14 protein-coding genes and 1 pseudogene are annotated in these 19,243 nt (G+C 72.2%); 10 read left to right on the plus strand and 5 right to left on the minus strand.

Going from position 1 to position 19,243, the window contains the following annotated elements:
• Positions 1 to 44 precede the first annotated feature (44 nt).
• The 7 genes and pseudogenes from ACZ44S_RS12410 (at position 45) to ACZ44S_RS12440 (ending at position 9,332) form a co-directional block, all read left to right on the plus strand.
• Positions 45 to 1,646, plus strand: coding sequence for a DUF4192 domain-containing protein (locus ACZ44S_RS12410; protein ID WP_466927619.1), 1,602 nt, complete (start codon positions 45 to 47; stop codon positions 1,644 to 1,646).
• A gap of 10 nt (positions 1,647 to 1,656) precedes the next feature.
• Positions 1,657 to 2,337: pseudogene (locus tag ACZ44S_RS12415) on the plus strand (glycogen debranching N-terminal domain-containing protein); the annotation flags it as partial.
• 131 nt (positions 2,338 to 2,468) lie between these two features.
• The gene (locus ACZ44S_RS12420) at positions 2,469 to 3,227 is read left to right on the plus strand and encodes an NUDIX hydrolase (RefSeq protein ID WP_466927621.1); all 759 of its coding nucleotides are present in this window, start codon (positions 2,469 to 2,471) and stop codon (positions 3,225 to 3,227) included.
• Positions 3,228 to 3,332: 105 nt separating this feature from the next.
• Entirely contained in the window at positions 3,333 to 5,336 is a 2,004-nt protein-coding gene (locus tag ACZ44S_RS12425) for an ABC transporter ATP-binding protein (RefSeq protein WP_466927624.1), read from the plus strand.
• Between the two features lie 163 nt (positions 5,337 to 5,499).
• Complete coding sequence (locus tag ACZ44S_RS12430) at positions 5,500 to 6,387, plus strand: FadR/GntR family transcriptional regulator (RefSeq protein ID WP_466927626.1); 888 nt, start codon at positions 5,500 to 5,502, stop codon at positions 6,385 to 6,387.
• 428 nt (positions 6,388 to 6,815) lie between these two features.
• The gene (locus ACZ44S_RS12435; RefSeq protein WP_466927629.1) at positions 6,816 to 8,345 is read left to right on the plus strand and encodes an RNA polymerase sigma factor; all 1,530 of its coding nucleotides are present in this window, start codon (positions 6,816 to 6,818) and stop codon (positions 8,343 to 8,345) included.
• A 153-nt stretch (positions 8,346 to 8,498) separates the two neighbouring features.
• Complete coding sequence (locus ACZ44S_RS12440) at positions 8,499 to 9,332, plus strand: S1 family peptidase (RefSeq protein ID WP_466927631.1); 834 nt, start codon at positions 8,499 to 8,501, stop codon at positions 9,330 to 9,332.
• 141 nt (positions 9,333 to 9,473) lie between these two features.
• Here the strand turns inward: ACZ44S_RS12440 and ACZ44S_RS12445 are convergent, their stop codons facing one another.
• Positions 9,474 to 9,701, minus strand: a complete 228-nt coding sequence (locus ACZ44S_RS12445; protein WP_125503844.1) for a DUF7455 domain-containing protein — start codon at positions 9,699 to 9,701, stop codon at positions 9,474 to 9,476.
• A gap of 440 nt (positions 9,702 to 10,141) precedes the next feature.
• On the opposite strand from ACZ44S_RS12445, the gene ACZ44S_RS12450 reads away from it, so the two are divergent.
• From ACZ44S_RS12450 to ACZ44S_RS12460, 3 genes are all read left to right on the plus strand, one after another.
• Positions 10,142 to 12,265, plus strand: coding sequence for a DNA gyrase/topoisomerase IV subunit B (locus tag ACZ44S_RS12450; protein WP_466927634.1), 2,124 nt, complete (start codon positions 10,142 to 10,144; stop codon positions 12,263 to 12,265).
• 98 nt (positions 12,266 to 12,363) lie between these two features.
• Entirely contained in the window at positions 12,364 to 12,819 is a 456-nt protein-coding gene (locus ACZ44S_RS12455) for a DUF485 domain-containing protein (protein ID WP_466927636.1), read from the plus strand.
• The gene (locus ACZ44S_RS12460) at positions 12,816 to 14,408 is read left to right on the plus strand and encodes a solute symporter family protein (RefSeq protein ID WP_466927638.1); all 1,593 of its coding nucleotides are present in this window, start codon (positions 12,816 to 12,818) and stop codon (positions 14,406 to 14,408) included. The genes ACZ44S_RS12455 and ACZ44S_RS12460 overlap by 4 nt, the downstream gene beginning before the upstream one ends.
• An 82-nt stretch (positions 14,409 to 14,490) precedes the next feature.
• Here the strand turns inward: ACZ44S_RS12460 and ACZ44S_RS12465 are convergent, their stop codons facing one another.
• From ACZ44S_RS12465 to ACZ44S_RS12480, 4 genes are all read right to left on the minus strand, one after another.
• Positions 14,491 to 15,171 carry a response regulator gene (locus tag ACZ44S_RS12465; protein ID WP_466927640.1) on the minus strand — a complete coding sequence of 227 codons (681 nt, stop codon included), beginning with the start codon at positions 15,169 to 15,171 and terminating at the stop codon, positions 14,491 to 14,493.
• Positions 15,168 to 16,841, minus strand: coding sequence for an ATP-binding protein (locus ACZ44S_RS12470; protein ID WP_466927642.1), 1,674 nt, complete (start codon positions 16,839 to 16,841; stop codon positions 15,168 to 15,170). The genes ACZ44S_RS12465 and ACZ44S_RS12470 overlap by 4 nt, the downstream gene beginning before the upstream one ends.
• Before the next feature lie 68 nt (positions 16,842 to 16,909).
• On the minus strand, positions 16,910 to 17,851 hold the full coding sequence (locus ACZ44S_RS12475) for a sucrase ferredoxin (protein ID WP_466927644.1): 942 nt from the start codon (positions 17,849 to 17,851) through the stop codon (positions 16,910 to 16,912).
• A gap of 24 nt (positions 17,852 to 17,875) precedes the next feature.
• Entirely contained in the window at positions 17,876 to 19,165 is a 1,290-nt protein-coding gene (locus ACZ44S_RS12480; RefSeq protein ID WP_466927645.1) for a citrate synthase, read from the minus strand.
• Positions 19,166 to 19,243: the final 78 nt, after the last annotated feature.

A 19,243-nucleotide genomic window follows, 5' to 3' on the forward strand; every position in this document is an offset into this window, starting at 1 on the left:
CACAGGTAGAACCGGAATGTCATGATCTGCGAGATCGTCTCGGCATGACGAACCACAGCGAGACGCCCGGATCCCCCGAGAACAGCGGCATTTCCGGCCCGGAAGACATCAACCGCACCGTGTACGACAGCGACGGCGCACAGCAGGTCACCTTGCGCAGCCCCGCCGAGCTCGCCGACGCCCTGCCCTATCTCCTCGGCTACCGTCCCGAGGACAGCATCGTGCTGGTCGCGCTGCACGACAGGGACGGGCGCGGCCGGTTCGGCGGCCGGGCCCGGCTCGGCATTCCCGCGAACCCGGACGACTGGCCCCCCGCCGCCCGGCAGCTGGCCCATGGCCTGGTGACGGGCAGCGAGCGCCGGGGCACCCGGCCGGAGCAGATGGTCGTCTTCCTCTGCCATGAGCCGGTCCCGGGCGAGTCCGGCAGGCAGGTCAAGGAGCGGCTGGGTCCGCTCGCCCACACCCTGCGCCTGGAATGCGGTGCCCTGGACATCCCGGTGGTGGAGGCCCTGTGCGTCTCGGACGGCCGCTTCTGGTCCTACTGCTGCGACGACGACACCTGCTGCCCGGCAGAGGGCACACCGCTGGGCCTGCCCGGCACCTCGGTGCTGGCCGCCGCCGCCACCTATGCGGGCCTCCAGGTCCGCGGCACGCTGCGCGAACTGCGCGCCAGGCTCCTGCCCCGGGAGAACCCCACCCCCTTCGAACAGGAGAAGGCCCTGGACACCGCCGGCATGGCGCTGATCCCCAGGATCCTCGACGCCGCGAGCCGCCACGAGGTCGCCGAGGAGACCCTGGAGCTGGCCATGCGCATCATGGGCCGCTTCGCAGACGCCCCGCCCGCCTCCGGCATGGTCCCCGAGGATCTGAGGGACGACGACCTGCTCGGGCACGACGAGGCCGCGACGCTGATCCTCGGCCTGCAGGACCGCACCACCCGTGACCGCGCGGCCGAGTGGATGGAGGGCGACGAAGCGGGCCCGGCCCTGCGCCTGTGGCGGGCGCTCGCGCGCCGTTGCGTCGGGCCCTACGGCGAGCACGCCGCGGCACCCCTGACACTCGCCGGGTGGGTCGCCTGGTCCACAGGGGACGAGCTGGAGGCCCGGGAAGCCCTCGCCCTGGCGCTTGCCGCGGACCCCGACTACCTCTTCGCACGCCTGCTGCACCAGGCGTGCAACGAGGGCCTCGACCCCGAATCGGTCCGCCGCTGCCTGCGAGCCGAGCGCGTGGACCGCGAGGGGACCGTATCCGACGAGCGGGCCACGGGGGCGGAACCGCGCAAGGACGGCGACGGCGGGCCCTCGACCGCCGAACCAGCCGCCCCCGGCCCGGCGGCACCCGCCTCGCGTCCCTTGCCCCGCCGACAGCGCACACGTGCGCCCGGTGGCGGCAGGCGTGCCTCGCGCAGCACGCGCGCGGAGGAGGGGCGGCCGGGAGGGCGGCTGCCGTATCCGCGGGCGTCGTCGAGGCGAGCACGCCCCGCGGGCGGTGCGGCAGGCGGCGGGAACCGGAGCGGAACGCGTCCCGGCGGTGCGCGTCCGGGCCCGGTCGGTCCGGGGCCGGCGGGGCAGGGCGCCGAGGAGCGACGCGGTGTGCCGCAGGGAGGCGGGCCGACCGGCCGTCAGGGCACCGGCGGGGCGCGGTGAGGAGTCCTGCATCGACGACCGGCGGGGAGACCGCCCGGCGGCGGCCCGTGCCCCGGACGGCCGTCTCGTCCCTCCCCTCGGCACACCGGTCGCGCACCTCCTGGACACCGGACTCCTGGGCGGCGGCCTGCTCGCACCGGGCCTCCTCGACAAGGTACGGACCGAGCGCATGACCCGGCTGCCGGGCGGACCCGATCTGGACTCGGGCGGGGGGCCTGCGAGGACTGGGCGTGAAGGAGTCCGGCCAACCCGTACGGCCACCGGACAGGCGCCGTGCGGGTGCACGAACACGAAACGGCGGTGGTCGTAGCCGGCCTCTGCCACGCCGGCTGGACAGGGAGGCGGCGTCAGCGCTGCGGAGTGTTCTCGCGGCGGCCGAGGGGTTCGGCCACCGGCTGCCCGAGATGTACGCCGGGGAACGGCGGGGGAGCACTCCGCTCCCGCACCCGGCGGCCCGCCGCCCCGCGGCCACCGCGGCCGCCGCCGGAGTCCTGATGCTGACCACCCTGGCCGGGATACGCCCCGACGCACGGGCCGGGACGGTCACCCTGCGACCGGTGCGCAGCGCGCCGCTGGGCGAGATCGTTCTCACCGGCCTGCGCATCGCGGCCGCCCCCTCCCCGTGCGGATCGGCCGACTCGGTCCCGCCCTGGTCGAGGAAGCGGCGGACGGACTGCAGCGGGGGGTGTGACCTGGTGGGACGCTCCGTCGCCGAGCCGCGGTGAGGCAACGACGACGTGAGCGCCGTACCGAAGTGGATCAGCCATCGATACGACCGGCGAAGGGAGTGTTTATCGTCAGGCAGACGACTATGATCGCCGCATGCCCTACGACCCGTCAGCCTTTCCGCCCTTCGCCGTCACCGTGGACCTGGTCGTGCTGACCGTGCGCCGCCACTCCCTGTGCGCGTTGGCGGTACGCAGGGGCGAACCGCCGTTCCAGGGGCGCTGGGCGCTCCCCGGCGGTTTCGTACGGGCCGACGAGGACCTGGCCCAGGCCGCGGCCCGGGAGCTGGCCGAGGAAACGGGCCTGCGCGTGCACGACCCCGCCATCCCCGCCCAGGACAACGGCGCCCATCTGGAACAGCTCGCCACCTACGGCGACCCCAAGCGCGACCCCCGGATGCGGGTCGTCAGCGTCGCCCACCTCGCTCTGGCACCTGACCTGCCCGCGCCCCGGGCGGGCGGTGACGCCAGCAACGCACGCTGGGCGCCCGTTGGGGAGCTGCTCCAGCAGGACGGTCACGGCAGGGACGGCGAGCCGGTGGCACCGCTCGCCTTCGACCACGCCCAGATCCTCTCGGACGGAGTGGAGCGCGCCCGCTCCAAGATCGAGTACTCGTCGCTGGCGACGGCCTTCTGCCCGGCCGAGTTCACCGTCGGCGAGCTGCGCCGGGTCTACGAGGCGGTCTGGGGCGTGGCACTCGACCCGCGCAACTTCCACCGCAAGGTGACGGGCACACCGGGCTTCCTGGTGCCCACCGGAGGCACGACCACCCGGCAGGGCGGCCGCCCCGCGCAGCTCTTCCGGGCCGGCGGAGCCACGCTGCTCAACCCCCCGATGCTGCGCCCCGAGGTCTGAGCCGCAGCCGGGAAAGGCCCGACGGACCCGACAGGGCGTGCGTCCCCGCGGCGGTGGGCCGTGCGATGCCCGAAAAACCCGATATGGCACGCTATCTTGCATCGGGTGATCCAGGCCATCGGACTGACCAGCAACCCCCGCAAAGAGCTTCCGCCCGCCGTCGACGACGTCTCCTTCGAGGCGCACGCGGGCCGCGTCACCGCGTTGCTCGGAGCACCGGGCGCCGGCAAGACGACGGCGCTCCGGCTCATGCTCGAACTCCAACGCGGCCGTGGCATCACCTACTTCAGGGGCCGCCCCCTGCACCGCATCCCTCATCCCGCCCGTGAGGTGGGCGTGCTGCTGGGCGATGTGCCGGGGCACCCCGCCCGCTCCGTCCGCGGGCACCTCCGCATGCTGTGCGCCGCCTCAGGCGTCCCGGCCCGCCGCGCCGACGAAGTCCTCGAAGCGGTGGGGCTCGTGAGCCTGCGCGACGAGCGCCTCGGCACCCTGTCGCGCGGTATGGACCGCCGGCTGGGACTGGCGTGCGCGCTGCTCCCGGACCCCCACACCCTCGTGCTCGACGACCCCGCGCGAGGGCTCTCCGCAGGGGAGCGGCGCTGGCTGCACGGCATGCTCAGGGCGCACGCGGCCCAGGGCGGCACGGTCCTGTGCACGACGGCGGACCCGAAGGAGGCCGCGTGGATCGCGGACCACGTCGTCACGCTGGAGCGCGGAAGACTCGTCGCCGACCAGGACGCCGCCGAGTTCTCACGCACCCGGCTGCGCCCTCGTGTCGCCGTCCGCAGCCCGCACGCCGCCCGCCTCTCCGCGCTGCTCGCGCAGGAGGCCCGCTCCGCGCAGCGGTCCGTGGAGGTCGTGCGGGAGGGCGGCAACCGCCTCTGCGTCTACGGCAGTACCTGCGCCGACGTCGGCGAGACCGCCTTCCGTAACGGCATCGTCGTCCACCAACTGGCGGACGAGGTCGGGGACATGGGGCCCGGCGCCGGGGCAGCCGGCCGGGCGGCGGGCGACAGTGCGGCCCGGGCCGACAGCGCCGGACCGGACGCCGGCGCATCCGCGCCGTCCACCACCGGCATTCCCCGGCACCCGACGGTCGCTCCGCAGCCGCTGACCGCCGACGCGCCGCGGAAGCACTCCGAGGCTCCCGCCACCGCACCGCGGCACCACCCCGGTGGGTCCGCCGGAGCGGGTACGCCTGTGTCAGCGCCCGGTGACCCGGAAGTGCCGCAGGCCGCCGCCGAGGACGCCCGCCCGCCCGCCGGAGCCCGCTCGCGCCGGACCGGGGGGACGTCAGGCCCCGGGGCCGAGCTGCCACCCCCCATCTCCGTGCGCCCCGCGCCCAGGCCCCTCCGTCCCATCCGGTACGAGATCCGCCGTGCCACAGGCGTCGGAACGGGGTTCCTCGTCGGGGCCGGCGTGCTCGTCGTGTCCGCGCTCACCGCCGTACTGCTGGCCCGCGTCGGGCACACCCCGCAGCCACGTCTGCTGGCCGCCTGGCCCAGGGAGCTGCCGCTGCCGCCGGCGGCACTGGGTGCGGGGCTGCTCGGCGCGCTGGCCTTCGGTGACGAGTTCCGCCACCCCGCGCTGGCGGCGGACCGCGGCACCGTGTCCCGGCGGCTCGGACTGCTGACCGCCAAACTCCTCGTCGCCTCGGCCACCGCGCTGGTGCTGGCCGTGCTGACCGTCGGATGCGACGCCGAACTGCTCTACCTCGTCTACGGACCGGAAATCGTCGAGGTTCCCGCCGACTGGCTCCCGCTGAGTGCGGGCTGGCTCGGACTGGTCGCGGGGTGCGCCTGTGCCGGCGTGCTGGCCGCCGGCGTCTTCCGTTCCACGACCGCGGGACTGGCCGCAGTCGTCGCCGTGCCCCTGCTCGTCGTCCCCCTCGTGCACAAGGTGATGGAGGGGCCGTCGGTGCGCACCCCGGTCCCGTTCGCGGCGCGACTGCGGGAAGGGCTGCCGTTCCGCTGGCCCTTCGGGGGCGAGCGCTACCTGGACGCGGTGCTGCGCCTGGTCGCCCAACCCGTCGGCGGGGCGCTGACGTTGTCGCTGGCGGCGCTGCTCTGCGCCTACCTGCTCACCGGCCTGCGCCGCAGAGTCCGATGACGACCGCCCATGACCATCTCGGTGCGCACCCGCTCACAACTCCCCGTGAATTGCCCATTTCTTTCCGATAAGGCGTCAATTGCGACGGGGCGAGCGATCACCCTTTCGTGTGCTTTTCACCAAAGACCTCAAGGGAGTTGGAAGCGACGCCGACAAAGGATGCGTGAGTACCCTTGCGCACACCATGATGACCGCCGCCCGCTCCGCAGACTCCGGCCTCGCGAACCCGGGCGAACTCGACCGCTACCCCTACGCGGAGACGCCCGCCGTCGACCGCGTCGGAGCCCCGGCGTGGGACGGAGCGGATCCGGAACTGGGCCGCGTGGGCCGGCGGGCCACAGGCAGCCGCGGACGCGGACTGCACGGCCAACTCGTCCAGCAGTTGGGGCAGATGATCGTCTCCGGGGACCTGGGGGCCGACCGTCCGCTGGTCCCGGAGGAGATCGGCCAGCGCTTCGAGGTCTCCCGCACCGTCGTCCGTGAGTCCCTCCGCGTCCTGGAGGCCAAGGGGCTGGTCAGCGCCCGGCCGAACGTGGGCACGCGCGTGCGCCCCGTCAGCGACTGGAACCTCCTCGATCCGGACATCATCGAGTGGCGGGCCTTCGGGCCGCAGCGGGACGACCAGCGCCGCGAGCTCAGCGAGCTGCGCTGGACGATCGAGCCGCTCGCGGCCCGCCTGGCGGCCGGTCACGGGCGGGAGGATGTCCAGCAGCGTTTGGCCGACATGGTGGAGATCATGGGTCACGCCATGGGGCAGGGTGACGCGCTGACGTTCGCCCGGGCCGACTCCGAGTTCCACTCCCTGCTCATCCAGGTCGCCGGCAACCGGATGCTGGAGCACCTCTCCGGGATCGTGTCCGCCGCGCTGCAGGTCTCGGGCGGTCCGGTCGCGGGCTGTGAGCGGCCCAACGAGAACTCGCTGAGCCACCACGCCCGCATCGTCGACGCACTGGCCGCCGGCGACGGTGCGGCGGCCGAGGCGGCCATGCGACAACTCCTCACGGTCCATCCCGAGGTGGAACGCGTGGTGCCCGCGCCGCGCGAGCACTGACCGCGTTCCGCGGACGGCGCGGTGCGGCATGCCATCCCCCTCCTGTGGCAGCGCCCCACCGGTGACCCGTCCCCCGTCGGACCCTGTGGGATCGTTGGTGGATCCCACAGGGTCCGACGGCGAGAACGGCATCGCCGTCCCGGGGAGACGACCTCCTCGCCCCCGGGTGAACGCTTTTGTGTCGGTATGGCCGGTTCTGCTCGTTTACGGGGTGTGACTCGGGCCACGCGGATTGGGCGTAACGCTCCTGAAGGGAACGCGATGACCTAAGAGGTGACAGCCGCGGAGGGAATACGGACGCCATGCATGGCGCTGTGCATCTTCCCGGCCCCCGCCCGCACCGTCGGCCCATCCCCAAGCCGGCGGTCGGCTCCTGTCCACTGTGGACGGGGCCGGAAGCCGTTTTTCAACGTTCCGAGAGGTTGTTCGTGTCGGCCAGCACATCCCGTACGCTCCCGCCGGAGATCGCCGAGTCCGTCTCTGTCATGGCTCTCATTGAGCGGGGAAAGGCTGAGGGGCAGATCGCCGGCGATGACGTGCGTCGGGCCTTCGAAGCTGACCAGATTCCGGCCACTCAGTGGAAGAACGTACTGCGCAGCCTCAACCAGATCCTCGAGGAAGAGGGTGTGACGCTGATGGTCAGTGCCGCAGAGCCCAAGCGCACCCGCAAGAGCGTCGCAGCGAAGAGTCCCGCCAAGCGCACCGCCACCAAGACGGTCGCGGCCAAGACGGCGACCGCCCGCAAGGCCACCGCCACCGCCACGCCCGCGGAGCCCGCCGCCGACCCGGCCGTCGAGGAGGAGGCGCCCGCCAGGAAGGCGGCTGCCAAGAAGACCACGGCCAAGAAGGCCGCCGCGAAGAAGACCACGGCCAAGAAGACGGCCGCCAAGAAGACCACGGCCAAGAAGGACGACGCCGAGCTGGTCGACGAGGAGGTCATCGAGGAGCCCAAGGCGGCGGAGGAGCCCGAGGGCGCCGAGAACGCCGGGTTCGTGCTCTCCGACGAGGACGAGGACGACGCGCCGGCCCAGCAGGTCGCCGCCGCCGGTGCCACCGCCGACCCGGTCAAGGACTACCTCAAGCAGATCGGTAAGGTCCCCCTGCTCAACGCCGAGCAGGAGGTCGAGCTCGCCAAGCGCATCGAGGCGGGTCTGTTCGCCGAGGACAAGCTGGCCAACGCCGACAAGCTCGCCCCCAAGCTCAAGCGCGAGCTGGAGATCATCGCCGAGGACGGCCGCCGCGCCAAGAACCACCTCCTGGAGGCCAACCTCCGTCTGGTGGTCTCCCTGGCCAAGCGCTACACCGGCCGCGGCATGCTCTTCCTGGACCTGATCCAGGAGGGCAACCTCGGTCTGATCCGCGCGGTGGAGAAGTTCGACTACACCAAGGGCTACAAGTTCTCCACGTATGCGACCTGGTGGATCCGCCAGGCGATCACCCGCGCGATGGCCGACCAGGCCCGCACCATCCGTATCCCGGTGCACATGGTCGAGGTCATCAACAAGCTCGCGCGTGTGCAGCGCCAGATGCTCCAGGACCTGGGCCGCGAGCCCACCCCGGAGGAGCTGGCCAAGGAACTCGACATGACCCCGGAGAAGGTCATCGAGGTCCAGAAGTACGGCCGCGAGCCCATCTCCCTGCACACCCCGCTGGGCGAGGACGGCGACAGCGAGTTCGGTGACCTCATCGAGGACTCCGAGGCGGTCGTCCCGGCCGACGCGGTCAGCTTCACACTGCTGCAGGAACAGCTGCACTCCGTCCTCGACACCTTGTCCGAGCGCGAGGCGGGCGTCGTCTCCATGCGCTTCGGTCTCACCGACGGTCAGCCGAAGACCCTCGACGAGATCGGCAAGGTCTACGGCGTCACGCGCGAGCGGATCCGCCAGATCGAGTCCAAGACCATGTCGAAGCTGCGCCACCCGTCCCGCTCCCAGGTGCTGCGCGACTACCTCGACTAGGTCGGTCCGCCGCGCCCGCGGTGGCGCGCCACGTCCGTGAAGGCCCGGTTCCCGTCCTCGGGAACCGGGCCTTCACGCTGCCGCGCGGGTGCGGACCCGGACGGCGTCGATCACTCTGGGTGCTTCAGGAGCACCCCAGTGTGAGGAGCGCGCATGCGACGTCGTCTTGCCCGGGCCCTGGCCCGGCCGCTCGCCCTGGCGGCCGCGGGGACCGTCATACCGCTGGCCACGGCCGCGCCGACGGCGGCCGACAGCATCGTCGTCGGTGGCTTCCCCGTCGATGTCTCGGAGAGTCCGTGGACGGTGGCGCTGTCCAGTCGTGACCGGTTCGGAGGTACGCGAGCGGGACAGTTCTGCGGGGGTGTGGCGGTCGGTCGGACCACCGTCCTCACCGCGGCCCACTGCATGGACGAGGAACTGCTGGGGGCACCCCCGGGGCGGATGCGCGACCTCAGGGTGATCGCGGGGCGCACGGAGCTGCTCTCGAAGCGCGGCAAGGAGATCGCCGTCCGCGACACCTGGGTGAACCCCGGCTACGACGGCGTCACGAACTCGGGCGACTTCGCCGTGCTCAGCCTGGCGGAGCCGCTGCCCTCGAGCGCGGTGATAGGCATGGCGGACGCAGGGGACCCCGCCTACCGCGCGGGTACGAGCGCTCTGGTCTACGGGTGGGGGGACACCACGGGGTCCGGCACCTTCGCCGGCAGCCTGCACGCGGCACGCGTGCGGGTGCAGCCGGACGCGCTGTGCGAGCGGGCGTATCCGGGCGGTTCCGAAGGCACCTACCGCGCCAGGACGATGCTGTGCGCGGGGGAGGTGGCAGGGGGCCGCGACGCCTGTCAGGGGGACAGCGGGGGGCCGCTGGTGGCGCAGGGACGGCTGATAGGCCTCGTGTCCTGGGGCACCGGCTGCGGCTGGGCGGGCAGTCCAGGCGTCTACACGCGCATCTCCGACGTCCTGCGAACGCTGGGGTGGTCCCGCACCTGAGAGGCGCTCCGAGAGCGTCTGCGCGGCTCTGGAGAGGTCTCCGGGGGCTGTGAGCCAAGACGGGCGACCGCCTCCGAAGAAACGGAGGCGGTCGCCCGTCGGCCGGCCTGTGCCGGGCTGCTCGTCGTCGGACGCGAAGTGTCAGCGCTCTTCTTCGGAGGCGGTCGCCGGGGCGGTGAGCCGCTCCGTCTCGTCCTGTATCTCGGCGGCGATCTTCTTGAGTTCCGGCTCGAACTTGCGACCGTGGTGGGCGCAGAAGAGCAGTTCTCCGCCGCTCAGCAGGACGACGCGCAGGTATGCCTGGGCGCCGCAGCGGTCGCAGCGATCGGCGGCCGTCAGCGGGCTCGCGGGGGTCAGAACAGTAGTCACGTCGCCTCTTCTCTAGCTCGACGAGCTGTCGTACCAGGGTCAACATCCAACCAGCCCCAAAACGTTCCCGCTCGTGGCTTCTCCTCGAAAAAATCTTCCCGAGGTGGGTGGCTGTTGCCGGTTGGCGGCGAATGTGCCGTAGTGCGTGTCTCTGTGTCGTACGGATTCGCGTTCGTATCGGTGGTCGGCCCTCCCGGCTGGGTTGCCGGTTGTTCATGAGGACGTGCCCGGAGCCTAAATGGTTCATGCCTGGAAGGGAACGTGATGTGTGCTTCACTCCATCGAGGGATCGAACACGCATACGACTGTGGACTAGGGTGGGCGCAGACGAGGGTGGCGTTACAACGGCTCTACCAGGCCTCGGTACCCTCTCACCGGTGACTCAAGCCGCGCCCTTACCCATGAGGGCCCCATCTGAAATTCAGCGAGGAGCGAACCGCGTGACCGCCGAGACGTCCGTGCCGTCCACAGCGCTGCTGGCAGGAGCAGACCGGGACGGTTCCAACTACACCGCGCGGCACCTGCTCGTCCTCGAGGGGCTCGAGGCCGTGCGGAAGCGCCCCGGTATGTACATCGGATCCACCGACAGCCGTGGTCTGATGCACTGCCTCTGGGAGATCATCGACAATTCCGTCGACGAGGCCCTCGGAGGCTACTGCGACCACATCGAGGTGGTGCTCCACGACGACGGCTCGGTGGAGGTCCGGGACAACGGCCGGGGCATCCCGGTCGACGTCGAGCCCAAGACCGGGCTCTCCGGCGTCGAGGTCGTCATGACCAAGCTGCACGCCGGCGGCAAGTTCGGCGGCGGCTCCTACGCCGCCTCCGGCGGTCTGCACGGCGTCGGCGCCTCCGTCGTCAACGCCCTCTCCGCGCGGCTCGACGTCGAGGTCGACCGGGGCGGGCACACCCACGCGATCAGCTTCCGGCGCGGTGTCCCCGGTGCCTTCGCCGCCCTGGGCCCGGACGCGAAGTTCGAGCCCGGGAGCGGGCTGCGCAAGGCCAAGAAGATCCCCAAGACCCGCAGCGGCACCCGTGTGCGTTACTGGGCCGATCGCCAGATCTTCCTCAAGGATGCCAAGCTCGCCCTGGACACGCTGCACCAGCGCGCCCGCCAGACCGCGTTCCTGGTGCCCGGCCTGACCATCGTCGTCCGTGACGAGTTCGGACTCGGAGAGGGTGGCAGCAAGGGCGAGGAGTCCTTCCGCTTCGATGGCGGGATCAGCGAGTTCTGCGAGTTCCTCGCCACCGACCGGCCCGTCTGCGACACCCTCCGCTTCACAGGGCAGGGCACCTTCAAGGAGACCGTCCCCGTCCTCGACGAGCACGGCCAGATGACACCCACCGAGGTCACCCGCGAGCTCGGCGTCGACGTGGCGATGCGCTGGGGAACCGGCTACGACACCATGCTCAGGTCGTTCGTCAACATCATCGCCACCCCCAAGGGCGGCACCCATGTCGCCGGCTTCGAGCAGGCCGTCGCCAAGACGATGAACGAGGTGCTGCGCGCCAAGAAGCTGCTGCGCGTGGCCGAGGACGACATCGTCAAGGACGACGCCCTCGAGGGCCTGACCGCGGTCGTCACGGTGCGTCTGGCCGAGCCGCAGTTCGAGGGCCAGACCAAGGAGGTCCTCGGCACCTCGGCGGCCCGCCGCATCGTGAACAACGTGATCTCCAAGGAGCTCAAGGCGTTCCTGACCTCCACCAAGCGCGACGCGGCCCAGCAGGCCCGTGTCGTCATGGAGAAGGCGGTGGCGGCGGCCCGGACCCGTATCGCGGCCCGCCAGCACAAGGACGCGCAGCGCCGCAAGACGGCCCTGGAGTCGTCCTCGCTGCCCGCCAAGCTCGCCGACTGCCGCAGCGACGACGTCGACCGCAGCGAGCTGTTCATCGTCGAGGGCGACTCCGCGCTCGGTACGGCGAAGCTTGCCCGGAACTCGGAGTTCCAGGCGCTGCTGCCGATCCGGGGCAAGATCCTCAACGTCCAGAAGTCGTCCGTGACGGACATGCTCAAGAACGCCGAGTGCGGCGCGATCATCCAGGTCATAGGGGCCGGCTCGGGTCGGACCTTCGACATCGACACGGCCCGCTACGGCAAGATCATCATGATGACCGACGCCGATGTCGACGGCTCCCACATCCGCACGCTGCTGCTGACGCTGTTCCACCGCTACATGCGGCCCATGGTCGAGGCCGGCCGGGTGTTCGCCGCGGTGCCGCCCCTGCACCGCATCGAGATCGTCCAGCCCAAGAAGGGGCAGGACAAGTACGTCTACACGTACTCGGACCGGGAACTGCGCGACAAGCTCATGGAGTTCCAGAGCAAGGGCATCCGGTACAAGGACTCGATCCAGCGCTACAAGGGCCTCGGCGAGATGGACGCCGACCAGCTGGCCGAGACCACCATGGACCCGCGTCACCGCACCCTGCGCCGGATCAACCTCACCGACCTGGAGGCCGCCGAGCAGGTCTTCGACCTGCTCATGGGCAACGACGTCGCCCCGCGCAAGGAGTTCATCTCCAGCTCCGCGGCGACCCTGGACCGGTCCCGCATCGACGCCTAGCCGCCGCGTCGGGCGCACTCACGGTCCAGGTCACCTGATGGGGTGAAGTGGAACGGGAAGAAGAGTCAGGGATCTTCCCGTTCTGTCCATCCTTGGGCATGCAGCCAAGCAACTCGGGGGACGTGAGCTACGACGATCCCTGGTACGACGCCCTGGCCTCGGGCTGGGGCGAGTCGGCCGACATCAGGGTGCCGTCGGCGCGACGCGAGCAGAACACCGTGGCAGCCGCCGACGTGTACCTCGAAGTACAGCGCAGCGCGGCCTTCCAGGAAGTGCGCAGCAGGTACCGGCGGTTCGTGGTCCCGGCGGTCGCGGTCTTCCTCGCCTGGTACCTGGCCTACGTCGTGACCGCCACGACCGCGCCCGGCCTGATGGCGCGGCCGGTCGCGGGCGCCGTGAACCTGGGCATGCTGGCGGGGCTCGGCCAGTTCCTCACCACCTTCCTGCTCACCTGGGCCTACACGCGTCACGCGCGGTTGCGCAGGGACCGTGCGGCGCTGCAACTGCGCTGGGACACACAGGAACTGGCGCGAGGCAGAGGCGGTGCCTCGTGACGGTCGATCACCAGACGTCCGCGCTGCTGCTGTTCAGCGTGTTCGTCGCGGTCACGCTGGGCATCACGACCTGGGTGAGCCGTCGCCGGCAGGGCTCCGCGGAGGAGTTCTACGCGGGCGGCAGGCTCTTCTCACCCATGGAGAATGGTTTTGCCATCGCGGGCGACTACATGTCCGCCGCCTCCTTCCTCGGTATCTCGGGACTCATCGCGCTCGTCGGCTACGACGGGATGCTCTACTCGGTGGGATTCCTGGTGGCCTGGCTGGTGGTCCTGCTCCTGGTCGCGGAACTGGTGCGCAACTGCGGGCGGTTCACGCTCGCCGACGTCGTCGCGGCGCGCATGCGGGAGCGTCCGGTGCGCATCGCGGCGGGAACCTCCTCGGTGACCGTGTCCGTGCTGTACCTGGTGGCGCAGATGGTGGGCGCGGGCAGCCTGGTCGCGCTGCTGCTCGGCGGCACCGGCGAGGCGGCGCAGGCCTGGACCGTCGTCGGCGTCGGCGCACTCATGGTGATCTACGTCTCGTTGGGCGGGATGCGGGCCACCACATGGATCCAGATCGTCAAGGCGGTCCTGCTGCTCGGCGGCACCGTCGCGCTGACCACCCTGGTCCTGCTGCGTTTCCACGGCGACATCAACCGGCTGCTGCACACGGCGGCCGACCGCAGCGGGCACGGGGACGCGTTCCTGGCGCCGGGGCTCGCCCACGGCGTGGACTGGACCGCGCGGTTCGACTTCATCAGCCTGGGGCTCGCCCTGGTGCTCGGCACGGCGGGGCTGCCGCACATCCTGTCCCGCTTCTACACCGTCCCCACCGCGCGGGCGGCGCGGCGCTCGGTCGTCTGGTCGATCGGCCTCATCGGCGGGTTCTACCTGATGACGATCGTGCTCGGCTTCGGTGCCGCCGCGATCATCGGACCCGATGCCGTGCGCGCCTCCCACGCGTCCGGGAACACGGCGGTGCCCCTGCTCGCCCTCGACCTGGGCGGCGGCGCCGGCACCACGGGCGGAACCATCCTGTTCGCGGTCGTCGCCGCGGTCGCCTTCGCCACGATCCTCGCCGTGGTCGCCGGGATCACGCTGGCCTCCTCCGCGTCGGTCGCGCACGACCTGTACGCCTCCCTGCGGCGCCGGAGCGGCACACCGCGCAGCGAGGTGGCCGTCGCCCGGGTCGCCGCGGTGGGCATCGGTCTGCTGGCGATCGCCCTGGGGCTGCTGGCCCGGGACCTCAACGTCGCGTTCCTCGTGGGTCTCGCCTTCGCCGTGGCCGCGTCGGCGAACCTGCCCGTGCTGCTCTACTCACTGTTCTGGCGCCGCTTCACCACACGCGGTGCCGTGTGGTCCGTCTACGGCGGTCTGGTCCCGGCCCTGGTGCTGGTGCTGCTGTCCCCCGTGGTGTCCGGCAGCCCCGAATCCCTCTTCCCCGGCGCCGACTTCCAGCTCTTCCCGCTGCAGAACCCGGGGCTGGTCTCCGTTCCGCTGGGCTTCCTCGCGGGCTGGCTCGGCACGGTCACCTCGGCCGAGGTCCCCGACGAGGCCCGGCACGCGGAGACGGAGGTGCGTGCGCTGACCGGAGCGGGGGCGGTGTAGGGAACCGGGCGGAGACGTACGGCGCCGGTATCCGTATGGATGGGGGGCACGGTTCCTTCCCCCGCCCCCACGGGCCGTGTCCTCAGGCGCGGGTCGCCCACACGTAACGGTGTTCCGGGCGGCCCGCGTCGCCGTACTTGAGGGTCAGCGTGGCCCGTCCCGTCCGCTCCAGGAGCTTGAGATAGCGCTGGGCGGTCTGGCGGCTCACCCCCGTGCGTTCGGCGATCTCCTGGGCCGACAGCGGGCCGTCGGCGTTCATCAGGGACTGCCGCACCAGTTCCGCGGTGGTGGGGGAGTGTCCCTTGGGCAGCTGGGGTTCCGTCGATGCCGACAACGCGCCGAAGATGCGGTCCACCTCCGCCTGCTCCGCCTCACCGCCGCCGTCGAGCGTGCGCCGCAGTTCCGCGTAGGCCTCCAGCTTGGCGCGCAGCCCGGCGAAGGCGAACGGCTTGACCAGGTACTGCAGGGCGCCCTGGCGCATCGCCGCCTGCACCGTGGACACGTCACGGGCGGCCGTCACCATGATCACGTCGGTCTGGTGGCCGCGCCGCCGCATCTCCTGGACGACCTCGAGCCCCGTCTCGTCGGGGAGGTAGTGATCCATGAGTACGAGGTCCAGCCGGGGCAGCGCCTCCACGCCGGCGAGCGCCTCCGCGGCGCTGTGCGCCTCCCCGGCGACACGGAAGCCGGGCACCTTCTCGACGTAGGCGGCGTTGACCCGCGCGACGCGTACGTCGTCGTCCACCACCAGGACCTCGATCATCGTGTCTCCTCCTCGGCGGTCCCCGGGGCGCACACCCCGGTGAGCGCTGGTTCCGCGCCCGGTTCGGTCAGGGCCTCGGGCAGGACCACGGTGAACTCCGCGCCTCCGGCCCGGGCCTCGCTCACGCTCGCGCTGCCTCCCTGCCGCTCGGCGAGCCTGCGCACCAGGGGCAGCCCGATGCCCCGCTCGCGGTGGGCCGGTGCCTCCTTGGTGGACCAGCCCTCGGTGAAGATCAACTCGCGCCGGGCGGGTGGCACTCCGGGCCCCGTGTCCCGTACGACGAGCACCACCGTGCGCCCCTCCGTGCGCAGTTCGACCTCCACGCGCGCGTGCGGCGTCCCGGCGGCGGCGTCCAGGGCGTTGTCCACCAGGTTGCCGACGACGGTGACGAGCCCCTGCGGGTCGACGAGCCGGTCCGGCAGCCGGGTCCGGTCCGAGACCCACAGGGCCACTCCGCGTTCCGCCGCGACGGTCGCCTTGCCCACCAGCAGCGCCGCCAGCAGCGGGTCCCGGATCTTCTCCGTGACCTGCTCCGACGTGGCCCGGTGATCGCCGACGACCTCGCCGACGAACTCCACGGCGTCGTCGTACATCTCCAGTTCCAGCAGCCCGAGCAGCGTGTGCATGCGGTTCGCGTGCTCGTGGTCCTGGGCGCGCAGCGCGTCGATCAGTCCCCGGGTGGAGTCCAGCTCCCGGCCGAGCCGGTCCAGCTCCGTGCGGTCGCGCAGGGTGGCCACGGCGCCGCCGTCATCGGTGGGCATACGGTTGGCGACCAGGACCCGCCGGCCGCGGACGGTGAGCAGATCGGTGCCGGTCACCCGCCCGGCCAGCACGTCGGAGGTGCGTCCCGCCCCGAGTGCCTCGTCGGGGGAGCGGCCGACGGCCTCCTCACCGATCCCCAGCAGGCGCTGCGCCTCGTCGTTCAGCAGACGGATGCGGCCGCTGCGGTCCAGGGCGACGACCCCCTCCCGGATGCCGTGCAGCATGGCCTCACGCTCCGCGAGCAGCGCCGCGATGTCGGAGAAGGCCAGGTCGCGGGTCTGCCGCTGGACCCGCCGGGAGATGAGCCAGGCCGCGAGCGCGCCCACCGCCAGGGCGCCGCCGGCGTAGGCGAACAGTCCAGGGATCGCGTGGATCAGCCGGGCCCGCACGCTGTCGTAGGCGATGCCGACCGAGACCGCCCCGATGATCTCGCCCTCGTCGTCCCGCAGCGGCACCTTGCCCCGCGCGGAGCGCCCCAGGGTGCCCTCGTCGATCTCCATGACCTCGTGCCCGGCCAGCGCCTCACCGGGGTCGGTCGACACCACGCCGCCGATCCGCCGCGGATCGGTGTGCGACCAGCGCACGCCCCTTACGTCCAGCACCACGACGTACTCGGCGCCGGTGGCCTTCCGGATCCGTTCCGCCTCCCGCTGCACCGGCCCGTCGGGCGACGGTGCAGTGGTCCGCAGGTCGTCCGCGATGCGCTGCTGCTGGGCCGTGGTCTGCGCGATGGCGAGCGCGCGGCGCATCGCCTGGTCGTCCAGCTGGTCGCCGAGCGGTGCGAGGAACAGCCCGGTGGCGAGCACGGCGACCCCCGCGGCGATCGCCAGCTGCATCAGCAGGACCTGCGAGAACACCCGCCGGGGCAGGCCGAGGCGCAGGCGGCGTGCGGGGGGAGCGGTACTCATACCCATGACGGTACGTGGAGGGGCGCGGGGTGCCGTAGGGGTGTGGCGGGGATCTCCCGGGCGCGCGGTCAGCCGGCCAGTGCCGTCACGGTCGCCTCGCGGATGTCCACGACGTCCATCCGCGCGGGCGAGCCCAGTATTGATCCACAGCTCTCCGGGCGGGGCGGCAGGGACGCGCCCTGCGCGACCTCCACCAGCCACCGCCGCCCGTCCGCATGGCCGACGGTCACCTTCCAGCGCGGCGCCGCGCCCTCCGTCCGTACGACGCTCAGCGCCTCCGCGGCGTACTCGCCCACCGCGCGGCGGACGGCCAGCTCGGCTGCCTGGCCGGGCCGCTCCCAGGCGGAGCCGCCCCGGCATCCCTCGACGACGATCCGGCCCTCCTGGGCGCCGTGCAGCGCCTCCTTGACGGCGTGTGCCTCGGCCCTGCCGTACGCATAGCCGTACGGCAGCACGAGCACCGTGGGCGAGAAGCGGTGCCCCCCGAGGTGGGTGACCTCCCAGACACCCTCGACCCCGGAGGCGGCGAGCTCGGCCGCCAGGGGCCGCCCGAGCAGGGCGCAGCAGCGGTCACGCTTGCCGTTGGTGCAGACGAGCGCGAGTGGGTCGCCTTCATGCGGGGCGCCGTCGAGGGCCGTCCCGAAGGTCCCGGGCTCGCCCCGGCCCAGCGCGGCGAAGTCGAGTTCCAGCAGCTTCGCGGGGTCGGTGACCGTGGCGGCGTGCAGCCACACGTTTCCCGGAACGGTGTGGGCGGCGTACAGCTGCCGGCTGGCGGGCACCCGGCAGTCCGCGTGACGCCCGGCACGGCGTATGAGCGCGACCCGCACCCCGGTCCCGTGCGTGGCGGCCTCCAGGGCGCGGCCCAGCGCGGGATCGAGGTGGCTCGAGGTGAGCGCCTTGGCACCCCACGGGCCCGGCTGCTCCAGCAGCAGCCAGGTCCTCGCGGTGGCCGCGGTTCCCGCGACCGGCTCGTCGAGCTCGCGGGAGACGGTTGAGCACGTGCTACTCACACAGGTGAGCCTAACCTGACTTTCTCAGGAGTGACGTGGCGCCCCACCCGCATCCTGCCCGGGCAGCGGCCGGGGCGGCTTGGGCCCCGCGTACAGACCGCTGGGGCGCATGCGCAGGGGGCGCTCGCCGTACTCCTCCAGGGCGTGGGCGATCCATCCGGCCGTACGGGCGACGGCGAAGATCGTCTCTCCCGCGGAGGCCGGCATGCCGCAGGACGCGGTGAGGACGGCGAGCGCCAGGTCGACGTTGGCGTGCAGAGGAGTGTGGCGGGCGGCGGTCGCCACGATGTCGCGGGCGGCCGCCAAGGCGGGTGCGGCGTCCGGGATGTCACCCAGGAGGGTGAAGAGAGCACGCGCGCGTGGGTCCTCACCGGGGTACAGGCGGTGGCCGAGTCCAGGGATGCGGCGGCCTGCCCGCAGCTCGTCCGCGATCACCGGGGCCGCGTCGCCCTGGTCCAGCACCTCGAGCAGCAGTCTGTGCGCGAGGCCGCTGGCCGCGCCGTGCAGGGGGCCCTCCAGTACGCCGAGCCCCGCCGAGACGGCCGCGTAGGCGTGCGCGCGGGCGGACGCCGCCACGCGGACGGCGAGGGTCGAGGCGGCGAGGTCGTGGTCGACGAGGAGCGCCAGAGCCGTGTCGAGGACCCGCAGCCGTGCCTCGTCGGCGTCCCTGCCGGTGAGCCGGGTCCAGAGGCGGTGCGCCAGCGGGCCGGTGTCGCGCTGGTCGGGCCCGAGCGGGGGGAGCGCGGCGACCAGGGTCGGGATGAGGGTACGGGCCGCGCCGAGCACGGCCTCCTCGGACAGGTCGAAGCGCAGGGGGTCCGCGGTCGCCGCGGCGATGGCCGCGACGCGCAGACGGTCGGTGGGGGTGGCGTGGCCGGGAAGCGCCTTCACGGCACGGCGGGCCACAGCGACGAGCGGCCTGGTGGCGTCGAATGCGGCCCCGGGACGGAGGCGGCCGGTCCACAGCCACTCGGCGACCTCTTCGTAGCTGTACCGGGTCGCGAGTGCGACGGCGTCGACGCCGCGGAAGTAGAACCGGTCGCTGTCGATGAGGGTGAGGCGGGTCCGCACGGACAGCTCCCCGCCCGATGCACCCGAACCGCTCGCGCTCTCCCGTCTGTTGCGACGCGCGAGCGCCTCCACCTCCTGGGGGTCGAAGGTACTGCCCCGCCCCCCGGACGCCCGTCGGCTGCTGAGCTGACCGCGGCTCACGTACGCGTACACGGTCTCCGGCTTCACGCCGAGCAGTTCGGCGGCTTCCTTGGTGCTGAGTCGCCGGTCGGCGGCGCCGGGGGAGGGGTCTTGATCGCGCATGGGGTCACGGTATCCGTCCTGTCGCACATGGACTGCCGCATTGATTCAATCAATATTGACACCTAAGCATCAAGCATA

The organism is Streptomyces malachitofuscus (genome assembly GCF_055571035.1).

Excerpts from the sequence above, each read along its gene's own strand:
- ACZ44S_RS12455 (WP_466927636.1), top strand. The coding sequence starts at position 12,364 with ATGCAGCCAAGCAACTCGGGGGACGTGAGCTACGACGATCCCTGGTAC.
- ACZ44S_RS12420 (WP_466927621.1), top strand. The coding sequence starts at position 2,469 with ATGCCCTACGACCCGTCAGCCTTTCCGCCCTTCGCCGTCACCGTGGAC.
- ACZ44S_RS12410 (WP_466927619.1), top strand. The coding sequence starts at position 45 with ATGACGAACCACAGCGAGACGCCCGGATCCCCCGAGAACAGCGGCATT.
- ACZ44S_RS12480 (WP_466927645.1), bottom strand. The coding sequence starts at position 19,165 with ATGCGCGATCAAGACCCCTCCCCCGGCGCCGCCGACCGGCGACTCAGC.
- ACZ44S_RS12470 (WP_466927642.1), bottom strand. The coding sequence starts at position 16,841 with ATGAGTACCGCTCCCCCCGCACGCCGCCTGCGCCTCGGCCTGCCCCGG.
- ACZ44S_RS12465 (WP_466927640.1), bottom strand. The coding sequence starts at position 15,171 with ATGATCGAGGTCCTGGTGGTGGACGACGACGTACGCGTCGCGCGGGTC.
- ACZ44S_RS12440 (WP_466927631.1), top strand. The coding sequence starts at position 8,499 with ATGCGACGTCGTCTTGCCCGGGCCCTGGCCCGGCCGCTCGCCCTGGCG.